17 protein-coding genes are annotated in these 16,082 nt (G+C 62.7%); 9 read left to right on the top strand and 8 right to left on the bottom strand.

Annotated elements, in window-relative coordinates; all coding sequences use genetic code 11:
- Positions 1-47: 47 nt before the first annotated feature.
- Together ACZIRK_RS11665 and ACZIRK_RS11660 are read left to right on the top strand one after the other, a co-directional pair.
- A complete protein-coding gene (locus tag ACZIRK_RS11665; protein ID WP_245475020.1) occupies positions 48-1,028 on the top strand; it encodes a formylglycine-generating enzyme family protein in 981 nt (326 codons plus the stop codon).
- The gene (locus ACZIRK_RS11660) at positions 1,025-2,752 is read left to right on the top strand and encodes an arylsulfatase (RefSeq protein ID WP_130229235.1); all 1,728 of its coding nucleotides are present in this window, start codon (positions 1,025-1,027) and stop codon (positions 2,750-2,752) included. The genes ACZIRK_RS11665 and ACZIRK_RS11660 overlap by 4 nt, the downstream gene beginning before the upstream one ends.
- Positions 2,753-2,829: 77 nt before the next feature.
- Here the strand turns inward: ACZIRK_RS11660 and ACZIRK_RS11655 are convergent, their stop codons facing one another.
- The 3 genes from ACZIRK_RS11655 to ACZIRK_RS11645 form a co-directional block, all read right to left on the bottom strand.
- Positions 2,830-3,591 carry a glycosyltransferase family 2 protein gene (locus ACZIRK_RS11655; protein ID WP_130229234.1) on the bottom strand — a complete coding sequence of 254 codons (762 nt, stop codon included), beginning with the start codon at positions 3,589-3,591 and terminating at the stop codon, positions 2,830-2,832.
- A gap of 3 nt (positions 3,592-3,594) precedes the next feature.
- Positions 3,595-4,434 carry an FkbM family methyltransferase gene (locus tag ACZIRK_RS11650; RefSeq protein ID WP_165435502.1) on the bottom strand — a complete coding sequence of 280 codons (840 nt, stop codon included), beginning with the start codon at positions 4,432-4,434 and terminating at the stop codon, positions 3,595-3,597.
- Positions 4,435-4,552: 118 nt separating this feature from the next.
- Positions 4,553-5,182, bottom strand: a complete 630-nt coding sequence (locus ACZIRK_RS11645) for a class I SAM-dependent methyltransferase (protein ID WP_130229232.1) — start codon at positions 5,180-5,182, stop codon at positions 4,553-4,555.
- 320 nt (positions 5,183-5,502) lie between these two features.
- On the opposite strand from ACZIRK_RS11645, the gene ACZIRK_RS11640 reads away from it, so the two are divergent.
- The 7 genes from ACZIRK_RS11640 to ptsN all read left to right on the top strand — a co-directional run bounded on the left by ACZIRK_RS11640 (position 5,503) and on the right by ptsN (position 12,086).
- Entirely contained in the window at positions 5,503-6,117 is a 615-nt protein-coding gene (locus ACZIRK_RS11640) for a ribonuclease D (protein WP_028164840.1), read from the top strand.
- Between the two features lie 163 nt (positions 6,118-6,280).
- A complete protein-coding gene (gene lptC / locus ACZIRK_RS11635) occupies positions 6,281-7,024 on the top strand; it encodes an LPS export ABC transporter periplasmic protein LptC (protein ID WP_028164841.1) in 744 nt (247 codons plus the stop codon).
- Positions 7,021-7,719, top strand: coding sequence for an LptA/OstA family protein (locus tag ACZIRK_RS11630; protein ID WP_463327379.1), 699 nt, complete (start codon positions 7,021-7,023; stop codon positions 7,717-7,719). The genes lptC and ACZIRK_RS11630 overlap by 4 nt, the downstream gene beginning before the upstream one ends.
- A gap of 253 nt (positions 7,720-7,972) precedes the next feature.
- Entirely contained in the window at positions 7,973-8,980 is a 1,008-nt protein-coding gene (lptB, locus tag ACZIRK_RS11625; protein WP_130229230.1) for an LPS export ABC transporter ATP-binding protein, read from the top strand.
- A 94-nt stretch (positions 8,981-9,074) separates the two neighbouring features.
- Positions 9,075-10,712: an RNA polymerase factor sigma-54 gene (gene rpoN / locus ACZIRK_RS11620; RefSeq protein WP_028164844.1), complete on the top strand. Its 1,638-nt coding sequence runs from the start codon at positions 9,075-9,077 to the stop codon at positions 10,710-10,712.
- 77 nt (positions 10,713-10,789) lie between these two features.
- Positions 10,790-11,392 carry a ribosome hibernation-promoting factor, HPF/YfiA family gene (gene hpf, locus ACZIRK_RS11615; RefSeq protein WP_130229229.1) on the top strand — a complete coding sequence of 201 codons (603 nt, stop codon included), beginning with the start codon at positions 10,790-10,792 and terminating at the stop codon, positions 11,390-11,392.
- A 232-nt stretch (positions 11,393-11,624) separates the two neighbouring features.
- Positions 11,625-12,086 carry a PTS IIA-like nitrogen regulatory protein PtsN gene (gene ptsN, locus ACZIRK_RS11610; RefSeq protein WP_027581007.1) on the top strand — a complete coding sequence of 154 codons (462 nt, stop codon included), beginning with the start codon at positions 11,625-11,627 and terminating at the stop codon, positions 12,084-12,086.
- 115 nt (positions 12,087-12,201) lie between these two features.
- Here the strand turns inward: ptsN and ACZIRK_RS11605 are convergent, their stop codons facing one another.
- From ACZIRK_RS11605 to ugpA, 5 genes are all read right to left on the bottom strand, one after another.
- Complete coding sequence (locus tag ACZIRK_RS11605) at positions 12,202-12,468, bottom strand: BQ00720 family protein (RefSeq protein ID WP_028164846.1); 267 nt, start codon at positions 12,466-12,468, stop codon at positions 12,202-12,204.
- Positions 12,469-12,517: 49 nt separating this feature from the next.
- On the bottom strand, positions 12,518-12,943 hold the full coding sequence (locus tag ACZIRK_RS11600; RefSeq protein ID WP_130229228.1) for an Hsp20 family protein: 426 nt from the start codon (positions 12,941-12,943) through the stop codon (positions 12,518-12,520).
- Between the two features lie 287 nt (positions 12,944-13,230).
- A complete protein-coding gene (locus ACZIRK_RS11595) occupies positions 13,231-14,319 on the bottom strand; it encodes a sn-glycerol-3-phosphate import ATP-binding protein UgpC (RefSeq protein WP_463327378.1) in 1,089 nt (362 codons plus the stop codon).
- A 3-nt stretch (positions 14,320-14,322) separates the two neighbouring features.
- On the bottom strand, positions 14,323-15,171 hold the full coding sequence (gene ugpE / locus ACZIRK_RS11590) for a sn-glycerol-3-phosphate ABC transporter permease UgpE (protein ID WP_130226713.1): 849 nt from the start codon (positions 15,169-15,171) through the stop codon (positions 14,323-14,325).
- Positions 15,171-16,052, bottom strand: coding sequence for a sn-glycerol-3-phosphate ABC transporter permease UgpA (ugpA, locus tag ACZIRK_RS11585; protein ID WP_130226712.1), 882 nt, complete (start codon positions 16,050-16,052; stop codon positions 15,171-15,173). Before ugpA ends, ugpE begins: the two co-directional genes overlap by 1 nt.
- Between the last annotated feature and the right edge of the window lie 30 nt (positions 16,053-16,082).

Below are 16,082 nucleotides of genomic sequence, written 5' to 3'. Positions count from 1 at the left end.
TCGGGGACGTGCCGGCGGTAGTCGCTGATCCGTGTCGGGAAGTGCGCATGTTGGAGCCGGGCATCGAAGGCACGCGAGGGCCGACCGATCTCGCCGCCGGTGACATGGTTTGGATTCCCGGCGCCACTTTCCGGATGGGGTCCGACAATCATTACCCCGAAGAGGCGCCCAGCCATCGGGTAAGCGTGGACGGCTTCTGGATCGACCGCGCGCCGGTGACCAACCGCGCGTTCAAGGCGTTCGTCAACGCGACCGGCTATGTCACCACGGCGGAGATTCCGCCGAACCCGAAAGACTATCCCGGCGCCCTGCCGAAGATGATCTATGCCGGCTCGCTGGTGTTCTCGCCGCCGCGTCGCGTGCACGATCTGCGCGACTGGAGCCAGTGGTGGACGTTCATGAAGGGCGCCAACTGGCGGCGCCCGTACGGACCCGGAAGCAACATCAAGGACCTCGACGACCATCCGGTGGTGCACGTTTCGTATGCCGACGCGCTCGCTTACGCCAAATGGATAGATAAGCAGCTTCCCACCGAAGCCGAATGGGAGCTTGCCGCGCGCGGCGGTCTGGATGGTGAGGAATACGCCTGGGGCAACACGCTGACGCCTGACGGCAGGCACATGGCCAACACCTGGCAAGGCGACTTCCCGATCCAGAACATCTGCGAAGACGGCTTTCCGCGTACCTCGCCCGTCACGGCATTTCCGCCGAACGGCTACGGCGTCTACGACATGATCGGCAATGTCTGGGAATGGACCGCCGACTGGTGGTCGGCCCGTCACGAAGCTGACAGCGCCAAACCTTGCTGCATTCCGCAGAATCCGCGTGGCGGCCCCGAGCGCGCGAGCTTTGATCCAGGTCAACCAAACATCCGCATCCCCCGCAAAGTCTTGAAGGGCGGCTCGCATCTGTGCGCGCCGAACTATTGCCGCCGGTATCGGCCCGCCGCCCGGCATGCCGAACCGGTCGACACGTCGACGAGCCATGTCGGTTTCAGGTGCGTAGTCAGAAATGGGAGTGAACGATGAATTCGGAGAGGAAACAGTCGTTTCTCGATCGCCGCAACTTGCTTTTGAGCGGGACGGCCCTGGTCGCCGCAACGCTGACCTCTGAGGCGCTCGGCCAGGACCAGAAGTCCGCCGCGCCGGCTCCCGCCGCATCGCCACTGCCCGGCGACCGCAAGCCGAACATTCTCGTCATCTTCGGCGACGATATCGGCATCGCGAATATCAGCGCCTATTCCGGCGGTCTCATGGGCTATGAGACGCCCAATATCGACCGGATCGCCCGCGAGGGGATCAGATTCCTGCATTACTATGGCGAGCAGTCCTGCACGGCAGGTCGAGCGGCCTTCCTGACCGGGCAGCATGGAATCCGGACCGGACTGACGAAGGTGGGCTTCCCCGGGGCGCCGATGGGAATGAGCCAGCGTGATCCTTCAGTCGGCGGCCTGCTCAAGCAGCTCGGTTACGCGACCGGGCAATTCGGCAAGAATCACGTCGGCGATCGCAACGAAACCTTGCCGACCGTGAATGGCTTCGACGAGTTCTTCGGCAATCTCTACCACCTCAACGCCGAGGAAGAGCCCGAGCTACCCGATTATCCGAAGGATCCCGCCTACCGCGCCAAATTCGGACCGCGCGGTGTGTTGAGGTGCAAGGCAACCGACCGCGACGATCCGACGGTCGATCCGCGCTTCGGACGGATCGGCAAGCAGACGATCGAGGATACCGGCGCGCTCACCAAGAAGCGCATGGAGACCATCGACGACGAGACCTCGGCGGCGGCGATCGATTTCATGAAGCGCCAGAAATCAGCAGGGCGGCCCTTCTTCTGCTGGTTCAATTCCACACGCATGCACTTGCGAACGCATGTGCGCGACGGCCATCGCGGGCGCTACACGCACGGCGACAGCGAGTATGTCGACGGCATGATCGAGCACGATGACACGATCGGGGCCCTGCTCCGCGCGCTCGACGACATGGGCATCGCGAACAACACCATCGTCGTCTACACCAGCGACAACGGACCTCACATGAACACCTGGCCGGATGGCGCCATGACCTGGTTTCGTTCGGAAAAGAACACCAATTGGGAAGGCGCGTTCCGCGTGCCCTGCCTGGTTCGCTGGCCCGGCGTGATCAAGGGTGGAACGGTCACCAATGAGCTCATGAGCCACAACGACTGGATACCGACGCTGTGCGCGATCGCCGGAGAAGGCGATATCGTCAACAAGCTGCGCGCCGGCTACACCGCCAACGGCATCGACTACAAGGTGCATCTCGACGGCTACGATCAGTCGCAATTTCTCCGCAACGTGAGCGGCACTGCGGCAAACAACAACGGCGTCAAGAGCGCCCGCGACAAGTTCTTCTACGCCGACGATGATGGTCTGCTCGTCGCCTTTCGAAAGGGCGACTACAAATACGTCTATGCCGAGCAACGCGCTCCGGGGCAGCTGCAGGTCTGGGCCGAGCCTTTCACGAGATTGCGCCTGCAGAAGATCTACAACCTGTTCCAGGATCCGTTCGAGCGGGCGGACATCACCTCCAACACCTACTGGGACTGGAATCTCAATCAGATCGGTGGGGTCTACGGCGCAATGGACGATGTTTTCCAGTTCGTGGCCACATTCAAGGAGTTTCCGCCGCGTTCGTTTCCGCCAAGCTTCGTGCCGACAACGATCATGGACGAGGCAATCGCTGATCTGAAGGCGGCGAGGAGACGGGGGACGGTTGGCACAGGCAATTAGCGCCGCGCTCAGCCATGCCGCAAATCGTTAACGGCAAGGCCGCCGAGCATGTGAACAAGCTCTCCGGCTCGCTGCCATCAACGGTCACGCTTGGCTTGCGCTGAATATTCCGCGAGACGCCGCCATTTCGCGGAGGAATATTGCCGGTTGTACTGGGCCACGCCCCAGCCGGCGGCTCCGTCCAGGAAGCCCAGGCGCAGCACGTAGACCTTCAGGAAGGCGGCCAGACCGTGCAGAGGCGCAGCGAACGGGCCTGCGCGGCGGCCACGGGCGTTCATCTGCTCCGCCGCGGCTCGCGAATAGCGGTCGATCTTGTCCTCGGCGTCGGACCAGGATTCAATCGAATCATGCTCGATGGTGACATCGATCCGCCTGATGGGGCCGTCCACGATCAGCCCCTCGTGGACCAAATCGTCGGAAAACCGGACCTGTCCGCGCTGGAATAGGCGAACGATGTAGTCGGAAGACCAGCCTCCGAATCTCAGCGCCTTGCCGCAGAAACGCGACCGCCGCAGTGTCTGGTAGGCGGCAGGCGCATCTGGCGCGTTGATGGCGCGTTTGATCCGCTCGCCAAATTCCGGCTCGATCCATTCGTCGGCGTCGAGCGACAGGACCCAGTCGCCTTGCGCCAGCTCGAGCGCGCGACTCTTCTGCGGCCCGTATCCCGGCCAATCCGATGTCACGACGACATGCGCGCCGATCTCGCGGGCGATCTCCACCGTTCGATCGGTGCTGCCGCTGTCGACAACGATGATCTCGTCCGCATCGACCGAACGCAGACACCGCGCAATGCAGTGCTCTTCGTTCTTGGTGATGACGATGAGGGACAGCCGCGGCATGCGTCATCCCGCAGATGGCTCGGCCTGCGCGGATGCGGCCATCGGGCTACCGTTCGTCGTCAATTTGATCCAGAGGATATCGGTCTGGTCTTCGATGCGGCGCAGATCCTTGAGCTCAACGCGGACAGCCTTGGATGACGTGCCAGCAAGCTGATGCGGGACAAATCCAGCCGCAAGCAGCCGATCGACCATCCCTTCGACCGACAGATCGCCGTCGCGGCTCAATTGAGGCGAGTACTCCGTGATGACGGCATCGGCGCGCTCGAGTGCCTTGACGGCGCCGGCGAGAACCGCGGGCTCAAAGCCTTCGACATCGATCTTCATCAATAAAATTCTGTCCTGCTCCAGCCCAAGGGCGTCGAGCGCGGAATCGACGTCGGTCAGCGGGACCATGCGCGAGCCCAGGCCATAGTTCTTGATCAGCGAGTGGCGCCCGTTGTTGGACCTCTTGTAACGGTGCAGGTGCGCGTGCCCGACGGCGGCTCCAACCGCGCAAGGGTAGACGACGACCTTGTCGATGTCGTTGATCGTGAGATTGCGATCGAGCAGCCAGGCGTTGGTCGCATCCGGTTCAAACGCCACCACGGTGGTGACGGAGGCATGTTGAGCCGCATGCACCGCGTGCCAGCCGAGATTGGCGCCGACGTCTACGACGATTCCCTTCGGTCGGTTTTGCAGGTACTCGCCGATCCAGTCGGTCAATTGCGGTTCAAACCGGCCATATTTAGCGATGTGGCGGCCGATGACGTCGCGGCACTGGACGAAGAAGCGCAGCTTCGACCCTGTTGCATAGGTCTGGAACGACGTGCCTTGCGGCATCATCCAGGCGAGCAGGAGCTTCATCGATTGGAGCGGTCTGGGTATTCGGCGCATCGTCCTGATCGTATCCCGATCTCCCGGCCTCTTTGGGAGGAGATCGTCCGTACAAAGCGGGCGAGCTAAAGTCCAGACGCTGCCAAGGTCAGGCGAGGTCGGTCCTGCGGAACAGGCTGAACTGAAACGACTGCTGCGTGCCCCATGGCGTCGCATGCCTATGTTGTCGGTGGTCGGTGAGCTGGAACGCGGGAGCCAGAATCCGGCCGAGGCTTTCAGGGTCATAGCGCACCACAGGCAAGCCACTGCAGCGCTCCGGTCCGTCCAATGCAAAGGTGGCGATGATCGCGTGGCCTCCAACCTTCACCGCTTGCTTCAAGCAGTCGATATAGGCGGTACGGTCGCGCTGCTCCGTCAGGAAGTGGAACGCGGCACGATCATGCCAGATGTCGTAGGTCTTTCGCGGCTCCCACGTCGTGACGTCAGCGACGATCCAATCGACCTTTGTAGCCCGGTCCCCAAGACGGGCTCTGGCAACCTGCAGCGAAGCTTCGGATATATCGAGCACAGTCACATCCTCGAACCCATTCTCGATGAGGTTATCGATCAAACGTGAAGCACCGCCGCCGATGTCTATGATAGCGGAGGCGCGCGTCGCTCCGACCTGCATGATCAATTCGATTGAAGGAGTTGGGCTCTGTTGAAACCAGCTGACTTCGTTCTCGGACTTGCTGGTGTAGACGCTTTGCCAATGAGCCTGTCGATTCTCGCTGTGCACGGGTTTGCTCCGTTGGTCCAGCTTGCAGCCGCTGGCCCGGGTGGAGCGCAGCGCGCAACCCAGGTTACGGCATATTCACCCGGTTCCTGCCTCTTCGATCCTATCAACAAACGAAGCAAAATTCCCTAGTTTCTACAAGGACAAGCGCGGGCCGTGGCATATCCTTTGCTGGCCACCCGACTGCCCTGTTTGGTACAACGGAAAACCCCGATAAATGGTCGTTTTTGATGCATCTGAGGGCCTCCCGGCGCTCGCCTCCTCGCGCTTTGGAGGCTAGTGTCGCGCCTCGAATCGAACTTTTTTGACCGAGGCACGCTTTCATGACCATTCGCCTGCACCGCGGCGATTTGCCGGACCTGTCCCGCTACAAGGATGCCGTTGCGATCGACACCGAAACCATGGGGCTCAATCCGCATCGCGACCGGCTCTGCGTGGTGCAGATGTCGGGTGGCGACGGCACCGCCGACGTCGTGCAGGTGCCGACGGCGCCCGGCGATGCGCCGAACCTGAAGGCGCTGCTCGCCAATCCGAATATCCTGAAGATCTTCCACTTCGCGCGGTTCGACCTTGCGGCGCTCTACAATGCCTATGGGGTGATGCCGACACCGGTCTACTGCACCAAGATCGCGTCCCGCCTCAGCCGCACCTATACCGACCGTCACGGGCTGAAGGATCTGGTGCGCGAGGTGCTCAATATCGAACTGTCGAAGCAGCAACAATCGAGCGACTGGGGCGCGCCGACGCTGAGCGAGGCGCAGCTTGCCTATGCCGCGTCCGACGTGCTGCATTTGCATGCGCTGCGCGAAAAGCTCGATGCCATGCTGGCGCGAGAGGGTCGTACCGAATTGGCGAAAGCCTGTTTCGAATTCCTGCCCACCCGCGCCCGGCTCGATCTCGGCGGCTGGGAAGCCGAAGATATTTTTGCGCATTCCTGAACCTGTCCGAGGCGGGCGTGATAAGGCGTCCGTCCGCCCCGTTTCGGTCACACTCGTAACGCGAGTGTGCGGCAGTCGCGACGCGACGTCCCGGCTGCGCAATCCGGCGGTCCCGGGTAGAATGATGTAAGCCTTTGCCAGACTTCGCGCCCTTGGAGTAGCGGTGAATTCGGTCCAGACCCCAGCCTATCTAGCCGGCCTCGAGGCGCGCTTTGCCGCCGCCGAGCGCCACAGCCGGATGGTGCGGATTCTGCGCATCGCGGTGCCTGCGGCGGTGGTGCTGTCATTGCTTGCGATCGTTGGGGTGTCGGTCTTCAATCCGTTCCGCATGCTATTGCCGAAGCTGCCGGTCGACATCGGCAACCTGGTCGTCTCCGGCACCAAGATCACGATGGAATCGCCGCACCTCGCAGGCTTCTCCACCGACCAGCGCCCATACGAGCTCTGGGCCAAGGCGGCGATCCAGGACCTCACCGACCCCGATCATGTCGAGCTCCAGACCCTGCGCGCAAAGATGCTGATGGAAGACCGCACCACGGTGACCTTGGATGCGCGCACCGGCTTCTTCGACAGCAAGCAGCAGCAGCTCGACCTGCGCAAGGACATCTTCCTGCAATCGTCGACCGGCTATGAGGCCAAGCTCTCGCAAGCCTTCGTCGATATGAACAAGGGCACGGTGACGTCGGACGAGCATGTCGACGTCAAATTGCTGAACGGCACGCTGACCGCCGACAAGCTCCGGATCTACAACAACGGCGAGCTCGTGCGCTTCGAAGGCAATGTCGTGATGAATTTGATCATGGATAATCCGCCGGCCCAGGCTGAACCAGAGCCGGCGCCCGCACCTGCGCCGCCGCCACCACAGAAAACGCGCTCGGGCTCAGGCAAGTCCGCCAACACGAAATGATCTTCATGAAGCAGTTTTCTTCGCGCGGTGTTGCAACGGCGGCCTTCGTGCTCGCGATGATCGCACCGGGTTCGGTGCGCGCGCAGGGCGCAGTCTCCGGCGTGCCCAACGCCATGCAGGGCTTTACCCAGAATCGCGACCAGCCGATCCAGATCGAGGCGGCGGCGCTCGAGATGCGCGACAAGAAAAAGGAAGCGACATTCTCGGGCAATGTGAAGGTGGTACAGGGCGACACCACCATGACGTCGAAGACGCTCGTCGTGTTCTATGAATCGAGTTCGGGACAAAGCTCGCCGCCGCCGTCGAACGCCAAGGGCGCAAAATCTGCGCCGATGCAGTCGGCCCAGCCGGGGCCGGGCGGCAGCTCCTCGATCAAGCGGCTGGAGGCCAAGGGCAACGTCGTGGTCACCCAGAAAGACCAGGTCGTCACCGGGGAGACCGCGATCTTCGACACCAAGGCCAATCTCATCACCATGCTTGGCGGCGTCGTGCTGACGCAGTGCAAGAACGTGCTGCGCGGCGATCGGCTGCTGGTGGACATGACGACCGGCGTCTCGCGCGTGGAATCCGATAGCGGCAGGGTGCAGGCCCTGATCCAGCAGGGACAGGGCGGGCAAGGCGGCGGCGGGCAAGGGGGCTGCCCGCCCCCGCCCGCTAGCCCGTCTGGCGGATCGTCGTCCAGTAAGTCGAAATAAATCAATGACTTACTGAATATCTTGAGGCGGCGAGGTTGAAGCCGGCGGGGCGAGGCTGTATCTAGGCCATGATCCGGAAAAATGGGAACCGGTTTTCCGAACAGAGAGTGGACGTCCGGTGGTGGAACGCGCCAGGGGGTGGGCGAGCGATTCCGCAGGGCAGCGGCATCCATGCACATTCAAGGTTCGCGAGCGAATCGATTAGGCCGCGGGCGTAGTCCCCGGGGACACCGTGAAAGGCTGGCGAAGCGGGATGGTGGACATATTCGGCATGTTCCGAAGGCGCCCTGCGAAACGCAGTTCCGGCTTCGCGCGTTCGCGTGAGGACATCACCGCGCTCGACGATTCCTTTGGCGAGATGCTGACAAGCTCTGTCCGGGATACGCCGCCGGTGGCGCGTGCCGCCCCGATGCCCGGCCTGGAAGTGCCGCATCCGCAACCGGCGCACGAGCCGCCCAGGGAGGAGAGGTCGCGCCCGCGCGCCGCCAAGCCCGCAAAGACCAAGGCAGCCAGCGCGGCGCCGCGCCTGATCCGGCGCCCGGGCTATCTGGCTGTGCATAGCGTGGAAAAGAGTTTCGGCAGCCGCCAGGTCGTGCGCGGCGTCAGCATCTATGTCCGCCGCGGCGAGGCGGTCGGCCTGCTCGGCCCCAATGGCGCCGGCAAGACCACGGTGTTCTACATGATCACCGGGCTGATCAAGGCCGATCGCGGCGCCATCGAGCTGGATGGCCACGATGTAACGAAACTGCCGATGTATCAGCGCGCCCGCCTCGGCATCGGATATCTTCCGCAGGAAGCCTCGATCTTCCGCGGATTGTCGGTCGAGCAGAACATCCGCGCAGTGCTTGAAGTGGTCGAGCCTTCAAGGAAGAAGCGCGAGGCGGAACTCGATGCGCTGCTCGACGAGTTCAACATTACGCGGTTGCGAAAGACACCGTCGATCGCGCTATCCGGCGGCGAGCGCCGCCGCGTCGAGATCGCCCGCGCATTGGCGACGCGTCCCAATTACATGCTGCTCGACGAGCCCTTCGCCGGCATCGACCCGATCGCGGTCGGTGATATCCAGGATCTGGTCCGCCACCTGACCAATCGCGGTATCGGGGTGCTGATTACCGACCACAATGTGCGGGAAACACTCGGCCTGACCGACCGCGCCTACATCGTCTACGCCGGGGAAATCTTGACGGAAGGCAGTCCGGATGAGATCGTCAACAATCCGGATGTCCGCCGGCTTTACCTTGGCGAAGAATTCCGCCTCTAGTCCTTCTTTCCGATCCGTCAAGCCGTGTACATTGGCCTTGGACTAGGCTAAGCAAGAATCGAGCCAACTTCTTTTTTGGACCGTTCTTGCCTCCATGGCACTGACCCAGAGACTAGAGTTCCGCCAGTCGCAGTCGCTGGTAATGACGCCGCAGTTGATGCAGGCGATCAAGCTGCTGCAATTGTCCAACCTGGACCTCTCGGCCTTCGTGGAGGAGGAGCTGGAACGGAACCCGCTGCTGGAACGCAGCAGCGACGGTCCGGAACCGCCGGTGCCGGGCGAGCCTGCGATGGAGCGGCAGGAATTTTCTGATCCTGACGGTTCCAGCTATGGCGAAGCCGGTGGCGAGGCGGCGAGTTCCGCCGACGGCTTCGAGCCGGGCCAGGAAGAATGGCTGAATCGTGATCTCGGCAGCCGCGCCGAGATCGAGCAGACGCTTGATACCGGGCTCGAAAATGTCTTCTCCGAGGAGCCGGCGGAGGCTGCCGAACGTGCCGCAAAAGACGCGGCTCCGACCGCCTATACCGAATGGGGCGGCGGTGCCTCGAGCGACGAGGACTACAACCTTGAAGCCTTTGTCGCCGCCGAGCTGACGCTTGCCGACCATCTCGCCGAGCAGCTTGCGGTCGCGTTCGCCTCGCCTTCGCAGCGTATGATCGGGCAGTATCTGATCGACCTCGTCGATGAGGCCGGCTACCTGCCGCCTGACCTCGGACAGGCCGCTGAGCGGCTCGGTGCGCCGCAGCAGGAGGTCGATGCAGTGCTCTCGGTGCTGCAGAAATTCGATCCCCCCGGCGTCTGCGCGCGAAACTTGAGCGAGTGCCTGGCGATCCAGCTCCGCGAACTCGATCGCTACGACCCGGCGATGCAAGCCCTGGTCGAAAATCTCGATCTCCTCGCCAAGCGTGACATCGCATCGCTGCGGAAGCTGTGCGGCGTGGATGACGAAGACATCACCGACATGATCGGCGAGATCCGCAGGCTCGATCCGAAGCCGGGCCTGAAGTTCGGCACGTCGCGGACGCAAACCATGGTGCCGGACGTCTATGTGCGGCCGGGACCCGATGGCGGCTGGCATGTCGAGCTCAACAGCGACACCTTGCCACGCGTCCTAGTGAACCAGACCTATTATGCCGAACTGTCCAAGACGATCCGGAAGGACGGCGACAAGTCCTATTTTACGGATTGCCTGCAGAACGCGACCTGGCTGGTGCGCGCCCTCGATCAGCGGGCCCGCACCATCCTCAAGGTTGCAACCGAGATCGTGCGCCAGCAGGACGGCTTCTTCACCTACGGCGTGGCGCACCTGCGGCCGCTCAATCTGAAAGCCGTGGCGGATGCGATCCAGATGCACGAATCGACGGTGTCGCGTGTGACCGCCAACAAATATATGGCGACCAATCGCGGCACTTTCGAACTCAAGTACTTCTTCACGGCGTCGATCGCCTCCGCCGACGGCGGCGAGGCGCATTCTGCCGAAGCCGTGCGTCATCACATCAAGCAGTTGATCGACGCCGAATCGCCGTCCGCGATCCTCTCTGACGATACGATCGTGGAACGATTGCGCGCGTCGGGCATTGATATCGCCCGCCGCACCGTCGCGAAGTATCGCGAAGCGATGCGAATTCCTTCCTCGGTGCAGCGCCGCCGCGACAAACAGAGCATGCTTGGAAACGCCCTTTCAGCACCTGCTTCCTCTCCTGACCGGTCGCGCGATACCGCACCGGTGTAATTGCGTTCGCGTTAAATCGCGCTAGTCTTGGCACCCCTCCGAAGCGATCGGGGGGTTCATAGGCATAGAGGCACGCAATGACCCTTCGAATCTCGGGAAAGAGCATCTCAATCGGCGAGGCGCTTCGCGCACGCGTGAACGAGCGCACCGATGAGGTTCTGAAGAAATATTTCGACGGCAACTATTCCGGCCATATCACGCTGAGCAAGGACGGCTTCGGCTTCCGCACCGACTGTGCGCTGCACCTGGATTCCGGGATCACGCTGGAGGCGGATTCGAACGCCCCCGACGCCTATGCCAGCGCCGACGCCGCGCTCCTGATGATCGAGAAGCGCCTGCGCCGCTATAAGAGCCGGCTCAAGGACCGCTCGGCCCGCAAGGCCTACGCGGCCTCCGCCGCCCTTGCCGAGCTCAACGGCGTCCCCCTGGATGCGCCAAGCTATGTGATCGAGGCGCCGGCGGAAGGCGAAGGGGAAGTCACCGAATACAGTCCCGTGATCATCGCCGAGGCGACCACTTCGCTGAAGCGGCTGTCGGTCAGCGAGGCGGTGCTGGAATTGGACCTGACCGGCGCAGCCTGCCTGGTCTTCCAGCACGGTGGGAGCGGCCGTGTGAACATCATTTACCGCCGGGCGGACGGCAATGTGGGCTGGGTCGATCCCCCCATGGTTAATCCATGATGGTTATGCCGTTCCGCATTGACGCGCCCCGTGGCCGTCCCTATGGTCCGCCGCCCTTAAGCATAGGCTCAAGGGAACTAGCCGGCGGGAGTTGGCACGGCTCATGCCTTGGAGTAGAAGCCGCCCGATCGGGATTTGGGCCAAAAAGCCGCTTCCCGATTCATCTTCTTGACGCCTGCGCCTGACAACCTATTTCGCAACTTGACGGTTCACTTCACCCTCGGAACGCCCCATGACGATTACCGATCTGGTCGCACCGGAGGCGATTCTCCCGGCGTTGAAAGTTATCAGCAAGAAGCAGGCGCTGCAGGAGCTCGCCGCGCGGGCCGCAACTCTTACGGGGCAGAACGAACGCTCGATCTTCGAGGTATTGCTGCAGCGCGAGAAGCTGGGCACCACCGCAGTCGGTTACGGCGTCGCCATTCCCCACGGTAAATTGCCGAAGCTGGAAAAGCTGTTCGGCCTGTTCGCGCGCCTGGAGCGCCCGATCGATTTCGAGGCGATGGATGGTCAGCCGGTCGACCTCATCTTCCTCCTGCTCGCCCCCGAAGGCGCCGGCGCCGATCACCTCAAGGCCCTGGCGCGCATCGCCCGCCTGTTACGCGATCAGGACGTCGCCAAGAAGCTGCGTGCCTCCCGCGACGCGCAGGCAATCTACTCGGTGCTCGCGCTGCCACCGGCAAGCGCGGCTTAGCGCTCGCACGCATTCTCCACGAGACAAAAAAATACGCGGACCATCTTCGATCGAAGACAGCCCGCGCATTTGAATTCGTATTTTGCCGCGTTCAGTCAGCCATGACATCAACGCGTCAGTGCACGCTGACGGCCTGCAGCTCGTTGCTCCAGGCGTTGGCGACCGCGGCTTCCCGGCTATCGGTCAGCATCATCGGCGTGCCGTCGGCGGCATGGAGCGCGAAGAGTTTGAGTCCCGGCGCAATCTTCGGCGCCTGGGGAAAGAGATCCGGTACATCCTCGGAACGGACCTGCTTCACATAGGCAATATGACCCTCGCCCAGATGGGCCAGCGCCTCCGGGGACACGCTATCGCGTTCTAACGTCGTACTCACTTCACTCATGGTCTCGACTCCTCTGTCGAATAAGCGGTCGAGTCCGCTCCTCGTTCCATTATTCGTGTTCGTTGATGGCGATTGTCTTAATGACCCTTTCAGGTTCCGGCCTGGCCAGATCGACCGACAACAGCCCGTTCTTCAGATCGGCGCCCAGCACCTGCATCCCCTCCGCCAGCACGAAAGTGCGCTGGAAGTGGCGCGCGGCAATGCCGCGATGGATGTATTGCCGAGCCTTGTCCTCCTGTTGGCGGCCCCGAATCACGAGCTGGTTTTCCTCAACCGTCACATCGAGTTGGTCGCGGGTAAACCCCGCCACTGCCAGCGTGATGCGCAGGCGTTCGGGCTGGCCGTTGGACCGGTCAAACCGCTCGATGTTGTATGGAGGATAGCCGTCGGCGCCTTTCACGACCCGATCGAGCGCACGCTCGATCTCGTCGAATCCCAAAAGGAACGGACTGGACAACGTTGGAACACGAGACATCCAAAGTCCTCTCGAAGCGACTTTGAGGGGCCCTTGCGGCACCCCATGCAACCGATGGGCCTCTTGCCCTCCGGTCATGAGCGAATATGGGGGCGATTCGCGGTGGGTTCAAGCACCTGTGGAATCGGGGTTAATCGGGCCAGTGCCAACCTCAAACGCCGTCATTCCGGCGCATCGCGAAGCGATGAACCCGGAATCCATTTCACCGCGAGGCTCGTGGCCCAATGGATTCCGGGTTCCCGCCGCGGGCCCCGGAATGACGGCGGAAGGGGACCTCGGCCCAAGCCTCAGCCGATCCGTTTCCGGCCATCGGCCGTGAACAGGTGCAATTTGTCGCGGGGGGCGACCGCCCGAATGCGCTCGCCGATCGCCGGGCCGGTCGCGCCGGGAACCCGGACGATGACCTCGCCGGGCGGCAGTTCGCCGGGGTTGGCGGCCACGCCCTGTTCCTCGCGCTGGCGGGTGCCGTAGACGAAGGTCTCGGCGCCGACATGCTCGATCGCCTCCACGGTGAGGCCAAGCGCGATGCCGCCGGCGACCGATTCGTTCGCGATCACGAAGTCTTCGGGCCGGATCCCGAGAATGCCGGCCTTGCCGGCACTGATATCGCCGGCGAGCTGCGACCTGAGCTCTTCGGAAGCCAGCGGCATCAGGTTCATCGGCGGCGCGCCGATGAAGGCGGCCACGAAGGTCGTTGCCGGCTTCTGGTAGATTTCGAGCGGATTGCCGATCTGCTCGACCAAGCCGCCGTTCATCACGACGAGAATATCGGCGAGCGTCATCGCCTCAAGCTGGTCATGGGTGACGTAGATCGAGGTCGTGTTCAGCCGGCGCTGCAATTTGCGGATCTCGACACGCATCGCGATGCGCAGCTTGGCATCTAAGTTCGACAGCGGCTCGTCGAACAGGAACACCTTCGGCTGCCGCACGATCGCGCGCCCCATCGCAACGCGCTGCCGCTGGCCGCCGGAGAGCTGCCGCGGTTTGCGGTCGAGCATCGCGGCAAGCTCGAGGATGCGCGCGGCTTCCTCGACGCGCGTCCTGATCTCCGCCTCCGGCATGCGGCGGTTGCGCAGGCCGTAGGCCATGTTGTTGTAGACGCTCATATGCGGATAGAGCGCGTAGTTCTGGAACACCATGGCGATGTCGCGATCGGCGGGCTCGACCCGGTTGACCACGCGGCCGCCGATGTCGATCTCGCCGCCGGTGATGGTCTCCAGTCCCGCCACCATGCGCAGCAGCGTCGACTTGCCGCAGCCGGACGGGCCGACCAGCACGCAGAACTGGCCGTCGCCGACCTCGAAATCGATGCCCTTGATCGCTTCGAAGCCGCCCGGATAGGTCTTGCGGACGCTGCGGAGGGTGACGTTAGCCATGTCTCACTTTTCCGTCTCCACCAGTCCGCGTACGAACAGCTTCTGCATCACTACGATCACGAACACCGGCGGCAGCATCGCGAGCACGGCAGTCGCCATCACCACGGGCCATTCGGTCAGCGCGTCGCTGGTGGTGATCATCTTGCGGATGCCGATCTGGATCGTCTGCATGTCGTCGCGCGTGGTGATCAACAGCGGCCAGAGATATTGATTCCAGCCGAGGATGAAGAGGATGACGAACAGCGCCGCCATGTTGGTGCGCGACAGCGGCAACAGCGTATCCCAGAAGAACCTGAGCGGCCCTGCGCCGTCGATCCGCGACGCCTCGAGCAACTCCTCGGGGACGGTCATGAAGAACTGGCGGAACAGCAGGGTCGCGGTGGCGGATGCGATCAGCGGCAGCGCGAGGCCGGCATAGCTGTCGAGCAGATGCAGGTCGGCGACGGTCTTGTAGGTCGGATAGATCCGCACCTCGACCGGCAGCATCAGCGTGATGAAGATCAGCCAGAACATCGTCATCCGGAACGGAAAGCGGAAATAGACGACGGCATAGGCCGAGATGATCGAGACCGCGATCTTGCCGAATGCGATCAAGAGCGCCATCACCAGCGAGTTGAGCAGCATGGTGCCGACCGGCTCGCGGGTCGAGCCGCTCGTGCCGACGAAAATGGTCTGGTAGTAGGTCTGAAGGAAATGTCCGCCGGGCAGGAGCGACATCTGGCCGTTGGCGATCGCGGCGTTTTCCTGGGTGGACGCAACGATGGCGAGATAGACCGGAAACGCGACGATCGCGATCCCGATCCACAGGATCGCATGCGCGACGTAGCGCTGGATGCCTTCCTGCTCGACCATCAGTAGGTCACCTTGCGCTCGACGAAGCGGAACTGCACTGCCGTGAGGCCGATGACGATGATCATGAGGATCACCGACTGCGCCGCCGAGCCGCCGAGGTTGCCGCCGAGCAGGCCGTCGACATAGACCTTGTACACCATCGTCTCGGTGGCCTTCGCCGGTCCGCCGCGCGTCATCGTGTCGATGATGCCGAACGTGTCGAAGAAGGCGTAGACGATGTTGACGACCAGGAGGAAGAAGATGGTCGGCGACAGCAGCGGGAACGTCACCGTCCAGAACCGCCGCATCGGGCGCGCGCCGTCGATCGCGGCCGCCTCAAGCACGCTTCTCGGAATGCTCTGCAGGCCAGCGAGGAAGAACAGGAAATTGTAGGAAAGCTGCTTCCAGGCGGCGGCGAGAATGATCAGGAGCGCGGCCTGATTGCCGTCGAGCAGCGGATTCCAGTCGATGCCCATGCTGCGCAATCCCCGCGCCAGGATCCCGAGCGAGGGGTGCAGCATGAACACCCAGAGCACGCCGACCACCGGCGGAGCGACCGCATAGGGCCAGATCAGGAGCGTGCGATACAGCGTTCCGCCGCGCAGCGGCTTGTCGGCCATCACAGCCAGCAGCAGCGCAAACGACAGCGACGAGAACGCGATGGCGAAGGAGAAAACGAAAGTCCTGACGATCGCCGCCCAATAATCCGGCTGGCTCAGGATGTCCTGGTAGTTCTCGAACCAGACGAAACTGGTCGAGAGCCCGAACGCATCCTGAAGCAGGAAGGATTGCACCACGGCCTGCGCGGCCGGCCAATAGAAGAAGATCAGGACGATCGCGAGCTGCGGCGCGACCAGCGCAAAAGGCAACAGCTTCGACTGGAAAACCGACTGCTTCTGCATGACACCCCAGATTCGCCGTCGTCCCGGCTC

The sequence above is a fragment of the Bradyrhizobium sp. Leo114 genome (assembly GCF_055229415.2).
The sequence above is the reverse complement of the archived record's forward strand: the minus strand, read 5'-3'. Positions and strand labels throughout refer to the sequence as shown.